At 64.6% G+C, this 16,947-nt stretch carries 20 protein-coding genes; 11 read left to right on the top strand and 9 right to left on the bottom strand.

Going from position 1 to position 16,947, the window contains the following annotated elements; genetic code table 11:
* Positions 1-38 precede the first annotated feature (38 nt).
* Positions 39-662 carry a class I SAM-dependent methyltransferase gene (locus QWY84_RS10560; protein ID WP_290202549.1) on the top strand — a complete coding sequence of 208 codons (624 nt, stop codon included), beginning with the start codon at positions 39-41 and terminating at the stop codon, positions 660-662.
* Between the two features lie 147 nt (positions 663-809).
* Here QWY84_RS10560 and QWY84_RS10565 read toward each other — a convergent pair whose 3' ends face one another.
* Positions 810-2,612 carry an NAD(P)/FAD-dependent oxidoreductase gene (locus QWY84_RS10565; RefSeq protein ID WP_290202550.1) on the bottom strand — a complete coding sequence of 601 codons (1,803 nt, stop codon included), beginning with the start codon at positions 2,610-2,612 and terminating at the stop codon, positions 810-812.
* A 403-nt stretch (positions 2,613-3,015) separates the two neighbouring features.
* Here QWY84_RS10565 and QWY84_RS10570 point away from each other — a divergent pair, with 403 nt between their 5' ends.
* Entirely contained in the window at positions 3,016-4,986 is a 1,971-nt protein-coding gene (locus QWY84_RS10570) for a sigma-54-dependent Fis family transcriptional regulator (RefSeq protein ID WP_290202551.1), read from the top strand.
* Positions 4,987-5,003: 17 nt separating this feature from the next.
* Here the strand turns inward: QWY84_RS10570 and QWY84_RS10575 are convergent, their stop codons facing one another.
* The gene (locus QWY84_RS10575; RefSeq protein WP_290202552.1) at positions 5,004-5,204 is read right to left on the bottom strand and encodes a hypothetical protein; all 201 of its coding nucleotides are present in this window, start codon (positions 5,202-5,204) and stop codon (positions 5,004-5,006) included.
* A 300-nt stretch (positions 5,205-5,504) separates the two neighbouring features.
* Complete coding sequence (locus QWY84_RS10580) at positions 5,505-6,641, bottom strand: GGDEF domain-containing protein (protein ID WP_290202553.1); 1,137 nt, start codon at positions 6,639-6,641, stop codon at positions 5,505-5,507.
* A gap of 326 nt (positions 6,642-6,967) precedes the next feature.
* Here QWY84_RS10580 and QWY84_RS10585 point away from each other — a divergent pair, with 326 nt between their 5' ends.
* On the top strand, positions 6,968-7,246 hold the full coding sequence (locus QWY84_RS10585) for a hypothetical protein (protein WP_290202554.1): 279 nt from the start codon (positions 6,968-6,970) through the stop codon (positions 7,244-7,246).
* Between the two features lie 18 nt (positions 7,247-7,264).
* Here the strand turns inward: QWY84_RS10585 and QWY84_RS10590 are convergent, their stop codons facing one another.
* The 4 genes from QWY84_RS10590 to QWY84_RS10605 form a co-directional block, all read right to left on the bottom strand.
* Positions 7,265-7,834, bottom strand: coding sequence for a DUF421 domain-containing protein (locus QWY84_RS10590; RefSeq protein WP_290202555.1), 570 nt, complete (start codon positions 7,832-7,834; stop codon positions 7,265-7,267).
* Positions 7,835-7,876: 42 nt separating this feature from the next.
* Positions 7,877-8,770: a lipid kinase gene (locus tag QWY84_RS10595; RefSeq protein WP_290202556.1), complete on the bottom strand. Its 894-nt coding sequence runs from the start codon at positions 8,768-8,770 to the stop codon at positions 7,877-7,879.
* A 12-nt stretch (positions 8,771-8,782) separates the two neighbouring features.
* Positions 8,783-9,229, bottom strand: a complete 447-nt coding sequence (locus QWY84_RS10600; protein ID WP_290202557.1) for a hypothetical protein — start codon at positions 9,227-9,229, stop codon at positions 8,783-8,785.
* A 264-nt stretch (positions 9,230-9,493) separates the two neighbouring features.
* Positions 9,494-9,868, bottom strand: coding sequence for a group I truncated hemoglobin (locus tag QWY84_RS10605; protein WP_290202558.1), 375 nt, complete (start codon positions 9,866-9,868; stop codon positions 9,494-9,496).
* A gap of 396 nt (positions 9,869-10,264) precedes the next feature.
* Between QWY84_RS10605 and QWY84_RS10610 the strand changes: the two genes are divergently transcribed.
* The 3 genes from QWY84_RS10610 (at position 10,265) to QWY84_RS10620 (ending at position 12,522) form a co-directional block, all read left to right on the top strand.
* Positions 10,265-10,657: a RidA family protein gene (locus QWY84_RS10610; RefSeq protein ID WP_290202559.1), complete on the top strand. Its 393-nt coding sequence runs from the start codon at positions 10,265-10,267 to the stop codon at positions 10,655-10,657.
* 50 nt (positions 10,658-10,707) lie between these two features.
* Complete coding sequence (locus QWY84_RS10615; RefSeq protein WP_290202560.1) at positions 10,708-11,064, top strand: VOC family protein; 357 nt, start codon at positions 10,708-10,710, stop codon at positions 11,062-11,064.
* Positions 11,065-11,637: 573 nt separating this feature from the next.
* On the top strand, positions 11,638-12,522 hold the full coding sequence (locus QWY84_RS10620; protein ID WP_290202561.1) for a LysR family transcriptional regulator: 885 nt from the start codon (positions 11,638-11,640) through the stop codon (positions 12,520-12,522).
* A 173-nt stretch (positions 12,523-12,695) separates the two neighbouring features.
* On the opposite strand, the gene QWY84_RS10625 is transcribed toward QWY84_RS10620, so the two are convergent.
* Positions 12,696-13,529 carry a class I SAM-dependent methyltransferase gene (locus QWY84_RS10625; RefSeq protein ID WP_290202562.1) on the bottom strand — a complete coding sequence of 278 codons (834 nt, stop codon included), beginning with the start codon at positions 13,527-13,529 and terminating at the stop codon, positions 12,696-12,698.
* Between the two features lie 180 nt (positions 13,530-13,709).
* Between QWY84_RS10625 and QWY84_RS10630 the strand changes: the two genes are divergently transcribed.
* Together QWY84_RS10630 and QWY84_RS10635 are read left to right on the top strand one after the other, a co-directional pair.
* On the top strand, positions 13,710-14,420 hold the full coding sequence (locus QWY84_RS10630; protein ID WP_290202563.1) for a winged helix-turn-helix transcriptional regulator: 711 nt from the start codon (positions 13,710-13,712) through the stop codon (positions 14,418-14,420).
* A 313-nt stretch (positions 14,421-14,733) separates the two neighbouring features.
* A complete protein-coding gene (locus tag QWY84_RS10635) occupies positions 14,734-15,012 on the top strand; it encodes a hypothetical protein (RefSeq protein WP_290202564.1) in 279 nt (92 codons plus the stop codon).
* Positions 15,013-15,066: 54 nt separating this feature from the next.
* Here the strand turns inward: QWY84_RS10635 and QWY84_RS20170 are convergent, their stop codons facing one another.
* Entirely contained in the window at positions 15,067-15,684 is a 618-nt protein-coding gene (locus tag QWY84_RS20170) for a phage integrase N-terminal SAM-like domain-containing protein (RefSeq protein WP_435372977.1), read from the bottom strand.
* A 248-nt stretch (positions 15,685-15,932) separates the two neighbouring features.
* On the opposite strand from QWY84_RS20170, the gene QWY84_RS10640 reads away from it, so the two are divergent.
* From QWY84_RS10640 to QWY84_RS10645, 3 genes are all read left to right on the top strand, one after another.
* Complete coding sequence (locus tag QWY84_RS10640) at positions 15,933-16,175, top strand: DUF4177 domain-containing protein (protein WP_290202565.1); 243 nt, start codon at positions 15,933-15,935, stop codon at positions 16,173-16,175.
* A gap of 2 nt (positions 16,176-16,177) precedes the next feature.
* Positions 16,178-16,381: a membrane protein insertion efficiency factor YidD gene (yidD, locus tag QWY84_RS20095; protein WP_353959876.1), complete on the top strand. Its 204-nt coding sequence runs from the start codon at positions 16,178-16,180 to the stop codon at positions 16,379-16,381.
* Positions 16,382-16,483: 102 nt separating this feature from the next.
* Positions 16,484-16,888 (top strand): hypothetical protein, encoded by a 405-nt coding sequence (locus QWY84_RS10645; protein WP_290202566.1) that lies wholly within the window; start codon positions 16,484-16,486, stop codon positions 16,886-16,888.
* The last annotated feature ends 59 nt before the right edge of the window (positions 16,889-16,947 follow it).

The raw sequence follows: 16,947 nt of genomic DNA on the forward strand, positions 1-16,947 counted from the left end.
GCCACGCCGTTGGGGGAAGGGCGATCCGGAGGAGAGCGATGACAATGCAGTCCCACTGGGAGGCGATCTACCGCGACAAGGCGCCCGACGAGGTGAGCTGGTACCGCCCGCACCTGGAGACGTCGCTGCGGCTGATCCGGGAGGCGGCGCCGGATCGCGCGGCGCCCATCATCGATGTCGGCGGCGGCGAATCCACGCTGGTCGACGACCTGCTGGCGGAGGGCTACCGGCGCGTCACGGTGCTCGATCTCTCCCGGGCCGCCGTCGACGTGGCCCGGCAACGGCTCGGCGAGCGGGCCCTTGACGTGGACTGGCAGGTCGCCGACATCACCGGGGCGGCCCTGCCGGAGCAGCACTATGCCGTGTGGCACGATCGCGCGGTGTTCCACTTCCTGGTCGATCCCGGGCTCCGCGCCGCCTATGTGCGCCAGGCGCTGGGCAGCCTGACCCCGGGCGGAAGCCTCATCATGGCGACCTTCGGGCCGCAGGGCCCGGAGCAGTGCAGCGGGCTCGACGTCGTGCGCTATGATGCGGCAACGCTGCACGAGCAGCTCGGTCCGCGCTTTGCGCTGGTGGAGCACATCACCGAGGACCACGTCACGCCTGCAGGGACGACGCAGCAGTTCCTGTACGCGCATTTCCGCCTGCGGACGGCGGGATAGGCGGCTACAGGACAGCGCCGCAGGAACAGTCCGGGAACACGGCACGGGCGATCTTGTCGGCATCGGCGACCGGCCGGTGCGACACGGTGTGCGGAGCATCTGCATGGCCCGGCGCCGCGGTAACGGCGCCGGGCCACTGAGGCGCTGCTAGGCCAGGTGATGCACCTCCTGCAGGCCGTAGACGGGCGTCGGGATGCCCTCCATGCGGGCCTTGAGCTGCAGCGCCAGGTAGTGGGAGTAGTGCCGCGACTGGTGCAGGTTGCCGCCGTGGAACCACAGCGCCTCCTGCCGGGTGGGCTTCCACATGTTGCGCAGCTCGCCTTCCCAGGGGCCCGGGTCCTTGGGTGTATCCGAGCCCAGCCCCCAGCACTTGCCGACCTTGTCGGCCACGTCCTGGGACACGATCCGGGCCGCCCAGCCGTTCATGGAGCCGTAGCCGGTCGCGTAGACAATGAGGTCCGCCGGCAGCTCCGAGCCGTCCGTTAGGGTGACGGAGCTCGGGTTGATCCGCTCGATGCTGACGCCGCTGCGAAGCTTGACGTCGCCGTTGGCGATGAGCTCGCTGGCGCCGACATCGATGTAGTAGCCCCCGGCCCGGCGGAGATACTTGAGGAACAGCCCGGAATCGTCGGCTCCGAAGTCGAGCAGGAAGCCGGCGGCTTCCAGCCGGTTGTAGAACTCGGCATCGCGCTCGCGGATGGTGTCGAAGGCGGGCTTTTGCATCTGCGGCAGCACGCGATAGGGGATGGAGGCGAAAATCATGTCCGCCGTGTCGTGGGTGATGCCGTTCGCCACGGCCTGCTCGGAATACAGCGGCCCGAGCACCACATCCATGAGCGATTCCGATTTCACGATGTGGGTGGAGGATCGCTGCAGCATGGTGACGTCGGCGTCGTTCTCCCACAGCGCCGCGCAGATGTCGTGGGCGGAGTTGTTCGAGCCCACCACGATGCACTTCCTGCCGCGATAGGCGTCCGGGCCGGGATGCTGGCTGGAGTGTTGCTGCTCGCCCTGGAACGTCTCCGCGCCCGGGTACTCGGGGATATTCGGTACACCGGACATTCCGGTGGCCAGTACCAGCTGCCTGGGGCGCAGTGTTACCCGCTCGCCGTTGCGGTTGACGCTGACGATCCATTCTCCGGCGGCCTCGTCGTAGCTGGCGCTTTCGCATTCCGTGGACGTCCAGTAGTTGAGCTCCATCACCTTGGTGTACATCTCCAGCCAGTCACCGATCTTGTCCTTCGGCGAGAACACCGGCCAGTTGTCCGGGAAGGGCAGATAGGGCAGGTGGTCGTACCAGACCGGATCGTGCAGGCACAGCGACTTGTAGCGGTTGCGCCAGGAGTCGCCCGGGCGGGGGTTTTTCTCCACGACGATGGTGGGCACGTCCATCTGGCGCAGGCGCGCAGCGAGGCCGATGCCGCCCTGGCCGCCGCCGACGATCACGCAGTAGGGCTGGCGCGAGTAGCCGAGCTCCGCCTGCTCGCGCTCGCGCGCCTCGCTCCAGGTCTCGCGCTGCTTCGAGGCCCCGTGGCTGGCCCCTTTCGGGCGGCGGTGGTTCATGGGCTCCGGGTGGTCCCGCAGCTCCGTCATGCTAGTGAGCAACGTCCAGCACTTGCCGCCCTGGAGGCGGACGATGCCGCGTCCGTTGGCGACGCCGGTGCGGAACGTGAACCACCCTTCCACGACGCCGTCCGTCTCGGTGGCATCGCCCTCGGGCGCCCATTCGGCCGGCTGGGCGTGCGGGACGGTGGCGGCGAGCATGGCGCGGATCGCGTCACGGCCCTCGGCGGTCTTGATGTTCCAGGTGAAGCTCACCAGGTCCCGCCAGTAGCAGTCGTCCAGGAACAGGTGCGTGGCGGCATCGAAGTCCTGCTGCTGCAGCGCGGCGTCGAGATCCGCGAGCCAATCGGAAATCTGCTCGTTCGGGGTGTTCTGTGTTACCGACATGCTGTTCTCCTCCCGTTGATAAGGCACGTGGTTTCGGCACCGCCGGGCGGTTGCGCCCGGCGGTCGTCCACGGCCGGCTGGCCCTGTCGACCGGGCCTTCGCGGTAGAGCACAGCAGATCCCGTGCCAGTTCCCGGCCGGGCTCGTCGAGAGCCCGTAACGGATTGTGCGTGTTGTATTTTCTTCGGGCTCGCGGGCGGGGCGGTCCAGCGAGCGGGGACGCGCTGGATCGGGCTCGGCGTTACACCTGAGACGCTCATCGTTACAGGTGTAACGAACTGATATGCCGGGCTTTACATCGATTTGACAGGCCCCTCGGGGTGTGGTGTTTTGGCTCGATAAGGCTGCCTGCACGGCAGCCAATAATATCGGTTGCCGGACACCGGCTTCCGGGAGGAGAAGACATGGGCCTTCGCCGCGAACAGCGCGAGCACATCGACTCCGTTCTGCGGTATGCCGAAGGGACGAACAAGCCCATCGCCCAGACGCCGAACTCGCCCTTGATCGGCCGGTCATGGCAACGGTGCATCGACGAGTACGGGCTGGACCCGACCCGGCCCCGTCCCGCCCGGATCGTGACCAGCCAGGTGCTGCGGGAGCATCAGGACCGCGCCGACGAGCTGCTGAGCGTGGCCCGCGCTGGTGTCGACCAGCTCTACCAGCAGGCGGCGCAGCTCGATTACGTGCTGCTGCTCACCGATGACCGCGGCATCACGGTGCAGTACCTGGGTGACAAGCGGCGGGACGCCCGGCTCCGCGAGGCGGGGCTGTACCTTGGCGCGGACTGGAGCGAGGACTACGCCGGCACGTGCGCCGTGGGCACCTGCCTGCGGGACAATGTCTCCCTGAGCTGCCACCGTACCGACCACTTCGACGCCACCCACATCGGCTTGACCTGCACCGCGGCGCCGATCCGCGACCCGGATGGCAACCGGCTCGCCGTACTCAACATCTCGGCGCTGGATTCGCCCACTGCGCCGGAGAGCCAGACGTTCGGCCACCACCTGGTCATGCTCTATGCACGCATGATCGAGGACGCCTACTTCCTGCGCCGCTACCGCAACAGCTACATCCTGCGCTGCGACTCCTCGCGGGAGTTCGTGCGGGTGAGCGGCCGCTACCTGGTTGCCATGGAAGAGGACGGTACCATTCTCGCGGCCAATACCCCGGGGCGCGAGCTCCTTCGCCGGCAGGCGGGGCAGGGGCCGGATCCGCTGCGGATAACGGACGCCCTGGACTGCGAGCTCCCGGACCTCTGGGACCTTCCGTACCGCAGCGAGGACCAGATCCGCGCCTTCCGGATGCGGCAGCAGGGCGAGATCATCTTTGCCACGCTGATCCAGCCGAGCCGCTTGTTGCCGCGCCATCGCTCCAGCGGCGTCATCGATGCCGAAGAGGAGGTGCCGGTGCTGGATCGCCTGGCGGCGGATGACCCCGTCATGCGCAAGACCCTGGCCATGGCCAAGCGCCTTCGCAACGAGCCCATCAACGTGCTGATCACCGGTGAGACGGGCACCGGCAAGGAACGGCTGGCGCGGGCCCTGCACGAGTCCAGCCGTCGCGCGAAGGGGGCGTTCGTGGCCATGAACTGCGCGGCGATCCCCGAGTCGCTGATTGAGAGCGAGCTCTTCGGTTACCAGGCCGGCGCCTTCACCGGCGGGCGCCAGAAGGGGCGCCACGGTCTGGTGCAGCAGGCCGACGGCGGCACCCTGTTCCTGGACGAGATCGGCGACATGCCGCTACACCTGCAGACGCGGCTGCTGCGGGTGCTTGCCGAGCAGGAGATTCAGCCGCTGGGGGCGGATCGCCCCGTGCCGGTGGATCTGCGCGTGGTGGCGGCGACGCACCAGGATCTCGGCCGGCTGAACGCCGCCGGTACCTTCCGGCAGGACCTCTACTACCGGCTCAACGGCGCCACGCTATGGCTGCCGCCGTTGCGGGAGCGGGCCGATCAGCAATACGTCATCGATTGCGTCTACGCCGGCCTGACCCGGGACCGTCCCGGAGCCCCCCGGCTGCGGGCCGATGCCGTGAGCGCGCTGCTGGCACGCCCGTGGCCGGGCAACATCCGCGAGCTGATCAATGCCCTGGCCTTCGCCCTGGCGACGGCCACCGGGAGCGAGATCAAGGCCAGCGACCTGCCCGCGGAAGCGTCGGGGAAGCCGGCGGCAGAGGACCGTCGAGCGCCGCCGCCTGCAGGGCGCTTACCGCTGTCCGGCGACGCTGTCGCTCTCGAGGAGGCCCTGAAGCGCACGCACTGGAACGTCAGTGCCGTCGCCCGGGAGCTGGGCCTGTCCCGGCCCACGATCTACCGGCGCATGCGCCGCCACGGACTGGTGCCGCCGAACTGGCAGACCGACGAGCCGGGTATGTAGCCGGGACCGGCCCGGCGTCAGTGGGCGGCGTCCAGGGCATTGTCCACGTCGGCCGCCGTGGAGCGCGGGATCCCGCAGAAGGCCGCACCGTCCACGGGGCTGACGTTGTCGAAATAGCGTCCCTCCACGGGCGCGACCCACTCGCCGTTGATGAAGTTGGCGTAGCGGGACTTGAAGCTGATCACCGAACCGGGCTGACCGGGCTTTGCATAGCTCATTGCGTCTTCTCCATCCAGGATTGTTATGGCGTTGCGGGAACGGTTCAGGACCGTTGCCGGCCTCGCTACTGCACGCCGCGTGCCAGCCCGCCCGGGAAACGCCCGGGCCGATGGATGCGGCGGGGAGGGGTGTTCAGGAGGAGAATGAGGGTGTGCCGGGATGTGCACAGATTGTTGCGACGACAGACTCTGAGGTGTCGCGGTGATGGAGCACGCCTTCGAGGACCGTCTCCCGGCGGCAGGACGCGGCAGTTCCTGTACGCGCGTTTCCGCCCGCGGGTGGCGGAATCGGTCGAAGGCTCAGACCGGCTGGGCCCTGGGGGAGTCCACCGCCTCCACACGGTTTCGTCCCCGCTGCTTCGCCAGGTAGAGACCGGTGTCGGCCTGTTCCACCAGCTCGAGGAGACGGCGCGGGTTCTCGTCGGGTGTCGCTGACGCGTAACCCGTGCTGATGGTTATGCTGACGGGCGGCATGCCGCTTGATCCCGCTTCGAAGCGGTGCTCGGCGATGGTGCGGCCGATGCGCTTGGCCCTCGCACGGGCACAATCGGTGTCCACGCCTGGGAGCACGATGACGAATTCCTCGCCGCCGAGCCGGGCGACAAGGTCGGAGCCGCGGCTGCAGCGCTGGAGTTGTTCCGCGACCTGCTTCAGGACGCTGTCACCGCAGGCATGGCCGTAGCGGTCATTGATGTCCTTGAAATGGTCGATGTCGAGCAGCAGCAGGGCGACGGGCTTGCCGGAGGCGAACGAATGCGCAATGAGCTGCTCCGCGTGCTCGAACAGGTAGCGCCGGTTGGGGATGCCCGTGAGCGCGTCGGTATCGGCTTGGTCCTTCAACAGGTTGTGCTGGGTGTGCACCTGGTCGATGAGATGCTCCAGGAGCGCGAGAATCAGTACGACGGGCCCGTACACCATCCAGACATAGGCGTTGTAGACCGTGAGATCGAGGCGCGCCCCGAGCTCCAGGGTGACGAGAATGCTCGGGAATACGGCCAGGAATGCCAGCAGGACGGCGTTGAAGCGCAGACTCTGCGCCTGGGCGATGAACGGCACGAAGACGAAGAAGTACAGGAACCCGCCCAAGCCGTAGGACGCACCGCCGTCGAGCCGGTCGAGCACCTCGATGAAGGTGATCTGGACGAAGGCCGGAACAAGGAAAAGCCCCGTCCGGGCCATCCAGCCCGTGGGATTCATCCACATGACGGCCGCGAGGAGCAGCACGGCGGCGGACTGCGCGGCGCGCAGCCACACCGTCTCCCCGATGCTTGCAGGATCGAGGGCGTAATCCCAGATCCACGTGCACGCGACGAACCCGGCGGTGATCACCGTGGCCACCACCGAGAACCGACCCAGGTACGCCGCCTTCGATGCGAGGTGTTCCGGCTCGTGGACAGCCCGGAGCCAGTTCAGCAGACGGTGCAAGGATGCGTGCATGCGCTTTCGCCTAAAACGGGCCAAAGGAGATCTCGCACGAAATAGAGGCTTGCCGCATCCGGTGCCCGCGCAGGAGACGACGTTGGCATTGCGGATGCGCGCTGCGTGTGCAGTCACATCCTACGCAGAATCGACACGGCGGGAAGGAGAGCTGGATCACAGTTTCCCCGGCCCGGGGATGTGCCTTCGGCCCTGGCGGGCAAACCGGCCGTATGGGTGTCACGCTGGAAGGATAGGGGAGCGCTGTGGACCTCCCGGCTCGCCGGTCGCAGGGTTAGCGGCATCCCGGGGGAGGCCAGGGCGGCGCGCGTCAGCGGAGGTGGATCATGACAGGCAATGACAACAGGTTCGGCGTCCTTCTTTTCGATGAGGGCTGGGACGAGCTGGGCGGCGCTCTGGAGCCCTATGCCCGCGAGGGCCCCATCGGCAAATACCTGTACTGCCGGAAATTCGAGGTCATCGGGTCTTTCGTCGAGTTGACATTCACTCCCGGCCAGGTTCGCGGCCGCATCGATGAGGAGACAACGGTTTGGATCCCGACCCACTTCATCAAGTTCGTCGCGACCTCCAGCATGGCGAACGAGAAGGGGATGGGATTCGTGTAGCGGCAGTTCGGCGCATGCCTAACCGTTCAAAGGCTCATCCTCGTAGTTGCGAACACCCTCCATGAGCCAAGGGTCCGGCAATTGATCGGGACCGTCTCCGTGCAGCACGTGCACTTCCCCGGTGCCGTCCATCACGACCGCACGCACGGTGGATAGCTGCTGGACGTTGGCTTTGCGCAGCTTGCTCCGCAGATCCTCCGTTGTGACACGAGCAACCTGCATATTGCGTGGCAACATCCGCCCGCCCGCGCCCATCAGCAGGATGGGCCGATTATCCACGCTCCGCTCGACCCCGCGGTAGCGGTGGCGCAGTTTGGATACCCCGAGGTGGAGGGCATAGAGCGTTGCGACCGCAAGGACGCCCTGGAGCAGCATCGGCTTGTCCACGACCATCGTCGCCCCGACGGTCGAGCCGATAGCGATCGTGATCGCGATGTCGAAGGTCGACATCTCCGCAAAACTCCGCACTCCGGCCAGACGCGCGAAGGCCATGACGGTCGCGTACATGACAAAGGCCGACAGCACGACCGTGCCGACCATTTCGACGTCGATGGTCAGTTGATCCTGCAACATGGTGGCGTTCTCCATTGCGCTTGCCTGACCGTCTATAGCGTCAGCGACCAGGCTGTATCATTCACCCGGGATGATGACCTGCAGAGCGCCCCGGCGCACCTTGAAGGTTGCGGGTGTAACGGTGACGATTTCACCGTCGGCGTTGATCTGGCGCTGACGGCGTGTCGACAGAGTCACCTGGCGTCCTCGTAGTATCGTGATCCAGCGCGTGGACCTGTGCGCGCCGGCGCGTAGCGCCGGCAGGATCAAGAGCAGGTGCCACAACGGCTGCGGCAAGAGGGCGTAGACACCCAGCAGGCCGTCGTCGATCCTGGCGTCCTGGGTTACGGCTAGCCCGCCGCCGTGAAAGCGCCCGTTCCCGACCGACACCTGGATCGATCGCAGGGATAGCGATGTCTGGTCGCAGGAGATATGGATGCGGAACGATTTTCTTGCACGCCAGCCGAGAATGAAAGCGCCGACATAGTGGACGATGCCCCAGCGCTTGCGCACGCCGGCAAGGCGTGCGGCGATTTCCACGCTCAGCCCTACGCTGGCGACATTGAAGAAGAGGTGTCCGTTCACTTCACCCAGGTCGATGCGGTGCACACGCCCTGTGTGAAGCACGGCCGCGGCTTGCGGAGCGTCACGGGGCAGAGCCAGCGTTCGGGCAAGATCGTTGGCGGTTCCAAGCGGTATCACCAGCAGCGGGCGTGCGGCGTCGCAGAGCGCTTGCGCAAGGCTATTGAGCGTACCGTCGCCGCCACCGACCGCGATGCAGTCGAAACCCTGCCCGCGCTCCTGCAGTATCCTGCGGCCATCCTCGATGGTGTCGAAGTCGATCAGTGTTACCTCGGCAGGGCGCATGGCCTCGACGATCTCGTCCAGCCTGGCTTGCGTGAGCTCTTCCGCCTTTGCCGCGGATAGCAGCAACAGCACGCGCTGGACTTTGCGATCACTTGACGCCGCCATCGGGCCCCTCCGTCACATGCGCTGCAGGAGACGGTCGATTTCCAGGGACGCCTCTTCAGCTTCCTGCTCCAGGCGTGCGGCGATATCGACGAGGTCCGCCGGCGCGTGCGTGATCCGGGTAACCTCGGCGGCGGCGGCCGAAAGCTTCGCCTCCGTTTCCCGGCAGCGGCGCAGCAAGTCCTCGGGTTCGCTCAAGTGCACGAAGGTCTCGAAATGCGCCCTCAGATCGCGCAACGTTTCAAGGTCGGCGTCCGGCATGCTGGTGAGAGCGCCCCTGTTCCAGATCGCCGAGTCCAGCTCATCGACCAACGCCTCGTGCTCTCCGGCGAGCCGGTTCAGGCTGTCGGCGGCCGGCTGATCCTGCATCACTTCCGCCACTCGTCGCTGGGCATTGACGGATTCCCTCGCAAGAACCGCAAGATCCCTTATCCACGCGGTGATCCCGTTATCCTCTTCCATCGCTTGGACGGTCCACCTCGGACGCGACGGTCATGTCGCAATGCAGATGTAGCGAGCGCCCGTGTTGAGTGGCACAAGGCGCTCCTTGGAAGACCTCAACGCACCTTATAGATACGCAACCCGAGCTCTCGGAGTTCCATGGCGTCGGGCCGGACCGGCCAATCTGGAGAAGGTGCGCGGGAGCGGTTGTATCGGGCTCGCCGGGGGGCCGCATCGGCTGCTCTGCGTAGACAGGGCAGCGGATACGGCCCCCGGCATTGTTGCTCAGACCCGAACGATCTCGTCCTTGAGGGAATAGGCAATGGCGAGCACGTCCCGGCGGGTCGCCTCATCGACGCCCTGGGCGTCCAGCGACCGCAGGATGTCGTCCAGCACGGCCATGTACTCGCTCTCGCCGATGTTCATGCCGCGATGGATCTCGAGCATGCTGCGGCCCTCGTACTTCTCCGGTCCGCCGCTGCCTTCGCCCAGGAAGTCGCGCAGATGCCGCTTGGCTGTAGCCATGCGGTCCGGGTCCTCCTTCAACGCCTGGTAGCGCGGATTGATTTCCGGGTTGACCAGATGCGCGTCGACGATGCGGTCGACCAGCGACGAAATACCGGGCCCGGACCCGAGCCGCTCGTAAAGATCTGTGCTCATGGCTCTGCCTCCTGTACGACGTGGGCTTTCCTGCGTTGCTCCGCTCCCGGGAACGAAAATGGTTTGCTGCCCCGGGCAGGATTCAGTGTAGAGCCGGCCCCGGCCGCCGGAATGAGGAAGCCATGAGGATGTCGTGAGGATTGTCGAGTGCCGCGCGTTGGCGCCGTGGGCGCAGGCATCGGCGATTATGGTGTGCGTCGAACATTGGGCGGAAAACGGGCCCAACCGGTGCAATCAAGCTCGCAGTCGTCACCGTTTGCGGGCGCCGATTCATGTGCTCTGATCACCCGGCAGAGCCTGATTTCTCGTCGACGCCGTCGCGTTCCATTGTCGCTGACGTGGCAGAATGTCATCCGAGCTTAGACCGTCAGGTATCCATCGTCCGGGGATCATATTATGCCCAAGCATGTCTCCTCCGGTTCGCCCCTCGAGCCCCGTATCGGCTTCTCGCGGGCGGTACGTGTCGGGCCGTTCATCGCCGTTTCCGGCACCGCCCCGATCGCGCCTGGAGGCGGAGTCGCCGCCGCCGGCGATGTCTACGGACAGACAAGACGATGTCTCGAGATCATCGCTGAAGCAGTGGCCGATGCGGGATTGTCTCTGTCGGATGTCATTCGAACGCGGGTGATGCTCACCGACATCTCGCAGTGGGAAGAGGCCGCGCGTGCCCATGGCGAGTTTTTCGCGACCGTGAGGCCGGCGTGCACCTTCGTGGAGGTCAAGGCCTTCATCGATCCGGAGTGGCTCGTGGAGATCGAGGCGGACGGTATCGCGGAAGCCGATGGCTGACCGCCCGGGTAAGCGCCGGCAGGGCGCGATGGGAAGAACAGGAGGGAACCATGAAAGTGAAACGTATCGTATCCAACACGGCGACGTCCGATCTCGACAAGGCGAAGAGCTTCTACGGGGAGCTGCTGGGCCTCGACGTGCTCATGGATCACGGGTGGTTTCAGACGTACGGGTCGGACGAAAGGATGACGGTTCAGGTCAGTTTCGGCTCCGAGGGCGGCTCCGGGACGCCGGTACCCGATTTGTCCATTGAAGTCGATGATATCGAGGCCGCGTTCGCGCGATTCGCAGAGGCGAACGTGCCCATCGAGTACGGACCCGTAAGCGAACCCTGGGGCGTGCGGAGATTCTACGTCCGCGATCCGTTCGGCAGGCTCGTCAACATCCTGCAGCATGTAGGGCCATAGCCGGGGCGTGGAAACAAGCAGCGGTGGTTACAGCGGCGGCCAGGTCACCAGGGGATTGCCGCCGCACGCTGTCGCACCCGTTTCACTCCGTGCCCTGTGCCACGGCGTGCCCGTCGCCGAGCTCCGGCGGCGCGCCGGCGCCCGAACGCACGCACGCAGTTTTCTCTCAGTGCGTTCCAGCCTCAGTCGCCCTTGCAGCAGCGCCTTGCCTCCGCCGTCCGCGCGCGGCGATCCCCCGCCGGAGCGTGTACCAGCAATGGGTGAGCCTGCGCGGAAGGGGCAGAACCACTCTGCCGATGAAGGCCTCGACGACCCGGGCACGCTCCTGCCGCGCATGCTCGCGCACCGCCTCCGTATCGATGGAGCCGTTGGCGCGGAGATACACATTCGGTCGTGTCGTCGCTGCCTGTTCGGTTGTGTGTCGCATGACGTCTCTCTCCCTGTCCGGGGTCGCGGTCGCCTCCGCCCCGTTGCGTTCATCCTGTGGGGCAAGGCCTCTTGGCTGCTTCTGGTGGGAACTGTAGGATCTTCAGTAATGCAAATAAATTCGCTATACGAGAAAATGAACTTTGCATGAATGAACAGAAGGCGCACTGGGATGACCTGGGCACGATCCTGGCGATTGCCGCCACGGGCTCCCTGTCCGGCGCGGCCCGTCGTCTGGGCGTGAGCCATGCAACGGTCTATCGCCGCCTGGGAGCCATCGAGAAGCGGCTAGGCGTGAGGTTGTTCGAACGCAGTCGCACGGGATATACGCCGACGCCGGCGGGGGAGGACCTGGCGCGGACGGCGGAGCATCTTGAAGCCGAGGTGCTGGCGGCGGAGCGACGGGTCGTCGGGCAGGACCTGCAACCGTCCGGGAACGTGGCGGTCACGACGACCGATTCGTTGCTGTTCGGTTTACTGTCGCCGGTCTTCCGCGACTTCCGGGCCTCACATCCCGAAATCTCGCTGGATGTCGCGATTTCGAATCAGCTGTTCAACCTGTCCAAGCGGGAAGCGGACGTGGCCATCCGCCCGTCGAACATGCCGCCCGAGACGCTGGTCGGGCGCCGGATCGCCGTGCTCGAGCAAGCTGTCTATGGCCGTGCCGATGCATATGATCCGATCACCACGCATGCGGCGCTCCGGGCATTCTCCTGGATCGGACCCAGCTCGGGGCTCTATGACCGCCCTCTGCAATCCTGGATGACGGCCGTCGGCGTCGATGCGTGCTGTCCCTATCGCGTCGACACCCTCATGGGCCTGCTTGCGGCAGTGCGGACCGGAACGGGTATTGCCGTACTGCCCTGCTACCTGGGTGATGGAGACCCTCTGCTGGCGCGGCTCACCGAACCCGTCGCCGAGCTGGCGAGGGAGCTCTGGTTGCTGACGCACCCCGATCTGCGGCGCGTCGCGCGAATCCGGGCCCTCATGGAGTTTACGGCGCAAGCCGTGAAGGCGAGGCTTGACGCCTGAGCTCCTCGCGTAGGAGAGGCCCCCGGGCGATGTGAATGACCTCACAAACCGCCCCGGATAGGCCCGCGATTCCGCCACCGATCACCCCTGCACGCATGCTGATCCACCTCGATGCGTTGGCGGGAATTCGGGATCAGCGGGGCATGTACCGCCCCGCCGATCCTTGCTGCTCCCTACGCCCGGGTCGCGACCACTTCAAGGTACTCCCCTTCGCAGTAGGTGGTACCGTCCGCTCCCTGGTTGTGCCGGGTCCACAGCCGTTCCAGATCCTCGTGCAGCGCTGCCTGCCCGGACTCATCCAGTGCGGCGAAAGCGCGGTTGGCGGGCCCGTAATAGGTGCGGAAGAACGCCACGACCTCCGCCGGCGGGAACGGGTACTCGAACGGATACAGGCGCCGGGTCATCTCCAGCTCCGCGATCCCCGTGGCGAAGCGCTCGCGCACTGTGGCTTCGTCGCCCCACTTCACCGGCGACGCCATGATGGGCGGTGGCGGGACGTGCTTGCCGATGGTCTTGAACATCTGCCCCACGAAGCCCTCGGGCGTCCAGTTCCCCATGACGATCCGGCCGCCCGGACGGCAGACACGGACCAGCTCCGCGGCCACCTTGTCGGGTTGCGGCGCGAACATCGCGCCGAACAGACTGGCGACGAGGTCGAACGACTCCTCCGGATAGGGGAGCGCTTCGGCATCACCCTCATCGAAGCGGGCATTCAGGCCTTCCTTCCGGGCGCGCTCCCGGGCCCGCTCGACCAGGTTCGCGGCGATGTCGACGCCGACCACTCCCGCCCCGGCACGCGCAGCCGGAATGCTGACCTGCCCAGCACCGCACGCCACGTCCAGCATGTGCGTGCCCGGGACAACGCGCATGCGCTCCAGGAACGCCAGTGCACCCCGCTCCAGGTACTCGGCGAAGTGCCCGTATTCGCCGGACTCCCACGTCGCCTTGAGCCGGGTCTTGAGCGCTTCCATCTCGCCCGCCTCCGCGGGCACCGTTTCCGAACTCATGACCACTCCTCCTTTCCGTCAACGATCATCAGGTCACCCACTGCCCTCCAGTGGATGGTTGACCATTTCACCGGCTGCTACTCTTTTTCTAGTTCATGAACTGTACTGTTGCCCCTGGCGCCGGCGATGCGGCCGTGGGGCGCCCGCACGGCGGCGGGGATGCATCGGGGAGGCCGGATCATGGCCGATCGCGGATACGGACAGTTCTGCCCCGTCGCCATGGCATCCGAGGTGCTCGGGACGCGGTGGACGATGCTGGTGGTCCGCGAGCTGCTGTGTGGCAGCAGCCGCTTCAACGAGCTGCGCCGGGGGCTGCCCCGGATATCACCCGCTCTGCTTTCGAAAAGGCTGAACGAGCTCGAAGAGCTGGGCGTTGTTGAGCGTCGGTGCGACGGCGAGCGCGGTAGTCCCACCTACTACCTCACAGAGGCCGGCGAGGAACTGCGACCGGTGATCATGTCCATGGGCTCCTGGGGCCAGCGCTGGCTCGAGACGCAACTGTCCCTGAAGAACCTGGATCCGTCGCTGCTGATGTGGGATATGCGCCGCAACCTGAATCCGACACCGCTGCCGTCACGGCGGGTGACGATTCAGTTTCTGTATCAGGGGCTCACGCGAGGCCAGCGCGAGTGGTGGCTCATTGTGGATAAGGCGGCACAACATGGCGTAGTGGATCTGTGCATGACCGATCCCGGCCATGACGTCGATCTCTACGTGGTAACGGAACTGCGCACCATGACCGCCATATGGATGGGCATCACGACAGTCCGGGAAGCAAGCGACGCCGGCAGGTTGCGCTTGACGGGAACACCCGAGCTTGCATCTCGCATGGAGCATTGGCTCGGGCTGAGCCCCTTCGCGCAGGAAACGAAACAAGTGACCGTTAGATAGGGCACGACGAGTCCCGACCCTTTCTTAAGTAAGCATGGCCGCTGATCTCCTCTGGTCCCAAACGCGAACAATGGGATAAACACGACGTAAGTGGCTCCGATGCGTCGTCATGGCACCCCGCGGTGAAAGGGCGGGCTGTGAGCCCTCGCGGCTCAGGTGGCAGTCAAGAGCGATACGCATGATGCCAGTCACGCCGCAGAGCGAATGTCCTCCGTCGCCTGGCGCGTCCAGGACGGCGCCTTTGGCTAGCTCATCACGGGGTCAGCGGCATCCCCGATGAGGGCACTGCCATGCGGAGTAGCGGAGATGGACGATGACAGGTAATGACAACAGGTTCGGCGTCCTGCTTTTCGATGAAGGCTGGAGCGAACTCGGTGGCGCGCTGGAGCCCTATGCCCGCGAAGGCCCGATCGGGAAATACCTGTATTGCCGGAAATTCGAGGTCGTCGGTCCCTTCGTCGAATTGACGTTCACTCCCGCGCAGATGCACGGGCCCGTCGATGAAGAGACAACGGTGTGGATTCCGACCCACTTCATCAAGTTCGTCGCTACCTCCAGCACGGCGAACGAGAAGGGGATGGGGTTCGTGTAGCGGCAACACCGGGCGCTGGATCGCTCGCCCGGCAGCAGTGAGCACGCTCGTGGCTCATGCGAACAGGTACAGGCACATGGCCACCGCGGCGATGACGCCGGCGAGATCCACGGCGCGATGACACGCCCGTAGGCGATGCTCAGGGGAATCAGGCCGAGCAGGCCGGCGTGGGACAGGCGGCCACGGATCCGGCCTCGGGCCCGCGCGGCGCAAATATGCGCCCGGTGCTTCCTGGTACTGTTGTGCGCCGAGGGTTTTCAATGTGCGAGCACGTCCTTCGGGAAAGAGGCACGGGCGAAGCGCGCGCGTCGACGTGCAGCCGATCGGCGGCGCTCGGTGTGGACTCCGAGCGCTACGGGGTAACCACCGGGAGGGGGGCGGCCGCCGATGATCTTGAAGGACGTATCGAGTCGGTCGAAAGGGGGGCAGAGCTCTTTCGTGGTGCAGGGGAGTCGTTTCTTCGTCACGTCGGAGACGGATCATGACGATGGACTGCAGCACTTCGGAGACCTTCAGACCGGCGAGCCCCCGCGGGTGGGACATGTTGTGAAAGCGGACGAAATACCGCATTCGGTACCAGTAGGTCTTCTCGGTTCTCGGGCTGCAACGTCGAGTACGTATGACATCCCTGACAACATACCGCGGTCGACGCGGGCGCTCCGGTGTGTTCATTGTTCGATGGCCTCCGTGCCAACGGTTACTGGTCTTTTATTCAGTATCATTGCGGTACGAAAACGCACCGTCAGGTGATTGCTGGCCCCGCGTGGCCCTGCCGCGGTAACCTTCCGGAAGAAGGGGAAAAATCGTTGGGGTCAAGGCCAGTGAAGGTAGATATCTCGCCGTCACCGTGATCGAATCATCGTGAAGGCGGTTGAATCACTGTTATGACCATGAGGGCACGCAATAAAGGAGAATAATGGATGTATCAGTATAAGATGGTTCAAATACCACCAAATATTGCTGTCAAAATGAAAGCCCATAAGGGCAATGAGGCCGCTGCATACCTTGAGCAGGTTGTTAATGAATACGCCGCCCAGGGTTGGGAATTTTTCCGGGTGGATAGCATCGGCGTCAGTTTGCAGCCTGGGTGCTTTGATGCCCTGAGTGGCAAAAAAGAAGAAAATAGTCAGTACCATGTGATCACCTTTCGGAAGCCACGATAGCTATGGTTTGGCTCTCGATAAGACTGATTCAGTTTTACCGGATGGTGTCGCCGAAGAAATTGAGAAATGCATGCTTGTTCGAGCCAACATGCTCGGAATATTCCGTGTTGGCACTAAGAAAGCACGGGTTTATCAAAGGTTGGTCTCTAGCCCTAAATCGTATCTCAAGGTGTAGGCAGCCCAACGGCGGTATAGATGAACCTTAGTCATAACAAGTTGCGCCACGCGGATGGCCTTTTCTCCGCTTTGCTCCAAAACGGCCACCGGTGCGCTCTACGTTAGGCAAGAAATAAACCTCGGGAATCTGAATGGAAAATCGTGTTCCACTGCCGACGGACAACATTTACAAGTTCTATGCCCTGTTCGGGCTTTTGCTGATTATTTTCTCTATCGGTGCGATGCTTTACGTGAACAAATCAACCAACGATTTGGCTTTCGATGTGGCGGTCGAATACGAAACGTTGAAGGCTGACCCGATGCGCTCGGTGGCAGATGAGGCTCGATTTACAGTACTGGAAAGGAAGCTCGAAATTGCAGGGAAAAATAAGAAAACCTTCATGATATTTCTTTCGGTGATCATCGCGGCCGGAAGCCTCATGGTCTGGTATGGATTTAAGAAATGGCATACCGAAGTCCAGCCCGTGCAAGATGAAATTGCAAGACTGAACCTTCTGAAGCTAAAACGAGAAGTCGGGGAGGACGGTGAGGCCTAACCATCGCAGGCACGGCGACGTCTTTTCCATTGCAGCTTCGCCTCCATTCCAAAGCCGCG

The sequence above is a fragment of the Aquisalimonas lutea genome (assembly GCF_030409225.1).
Classification (GTDB): Bacteria; Pseudomonadota; Gammaproteobacteria; order Nitrococcales; family Aquisalimonadaceae; genus Aquisalimonas; species Aquisalimonas lutea.

Bases quoted from the DNA above. Each gene is read 5' to 3' on its own strand.
- QWY84_RS10560 (WP_290202549.1), top strand. From the start codon at position 39: ATGACAATGCAGTCCCACTGGGAGGCGATCTACCGCGACAAGGCGCCC.
- QWY84_RS10565 (WP_290202550.1), bottom strand. From the start codon at position 2,612: ATGTCGGTAACACAGAACACCCCGAACGAGCAGATTTCCGATTGGCTC.
- QWY84_RS10570 (WP_290202551.1), top strand. From the start codon at position 3,016: ATGGGCCTTCGCCGCGAACAGCGCGAGCACATCGACTCCGTTCTGCGG.
- QWY84_RS10575 (WP_290202552.1), bottom strand. From the start codon at position 5,204: ATGAGCTATGCAAAGCCCGGTCAGCCCGGTTCGGTGATCAGCTTCAAG.
- QWY84_RS10580 (WP_290202553.1), bottom strand. From the start codon at position 6,641: ATGCACGCATCCTTGCACCGTCTGCTGAACTGGCTCCGGGCTGTCCAC.
- QWY84_RS10585 (WP_290202554.1), top strand. From the start codon at position 6,968: ATGACAGGCAATGACAACAGGTTCGGCGTCCTTCTTTTCGATGAGGGC.
- QWY84_RS10590 (WP_290202555.1), bottom strand. From the start codon at position 7,834: ATGGAGAACGCCACCATGTTGCAGGATCAACTGACCATCGACGTCGAA.
- QWY84_RS10595 (WP_290202556.1), bottom strand. From the start codon at position 8,770: ATGGCGGCGTCAAGTGATCGCAAAGTCCAGCGCGTGCTGTTGCTGCTA.
- QWY84_RS10600 (WP_290202557.1), bottom strand. From the start codon at position 9,229: ATGGAAGAGGATAACGGGATCACCGCGTGGATAAGGGATCTTGCGGTT.
- QWY84_RS10605 (WP_290202558.1), bottom strand. From the start codon at position 9,868: ATGAGCACAGATCTTTACGAGCGGCTCGGGTCCGGGCCCGGTATTTCG.
- QWY84_RS10610 (WP_290202559.1), top strand. From the start codon at position 10,265: ATGCCCAAGCATGTCTCCTCCGGTTCGCCCCTCGAGCCCCGTATCGGC.
- QWY84_RS10615 (WP_290202560.1), top strand. From the start codon at position 10,708: ATGAAAGTGAAACGTATCGTATCCAACACGGCGACGTCCGATCTCGAC.
- QWY84_RS10620 (WP_290202561.1), top strand. From the start codon at position 11,638: ATGAATGAACAGAAGGCGCACTGGGATGACCTGGGCACGATCCTGGCG.
- QWY84_RS10625 (WP_290202562.1), bottom strand. From the start codon at position 13,529: ATGAGTTCGGAAACGGTGCCCGCGGAGGCGGGCGAGATGGAAGCGCTC.
- QWY84_RS10630 (WP_290202563.1), top strand. From the start codon at position 13,710: ATGGCCGATCGCGGATACGGACAGTTCTGCCCCGTCGCCATGGCATCC.
- QWY84_RS10635 (WP_290202564.1), top strand. From the start codon at position 14,734: ATGACAGGTAATGACAACAGGTTCGGCGTCCTGCTTTTCGATGAAGGC.
- QWY84_RS20170 (WP_435372977.1), bottom strand. From the start codon at position 15,684: ATGAACACACCGGAGCGCCCGCGTCGACCGCGGTATGTTGTCAGGGAT.
- QWY84_RS10640 (WP_290202565.1), top strand. From the start codon at position 15,933: ATGTATCAGTATAAGATGGTTCAAATACCACCAAATATTGCTGTCAAA.
- yidD (WP_353959876.1), top strand. From the start codon at position 16,178: ATGGTTTGGCTCTCGATAAGACTGATTCAGTTTTACCGGATGGTGTCG.
- QWY84_RS10645 (WP_290202566.1), top strand. From the start codon at position 16,484: ATGGAAAATCGTGTTCCACTGCCGACGGACAACATTTACAAGTTCTAT.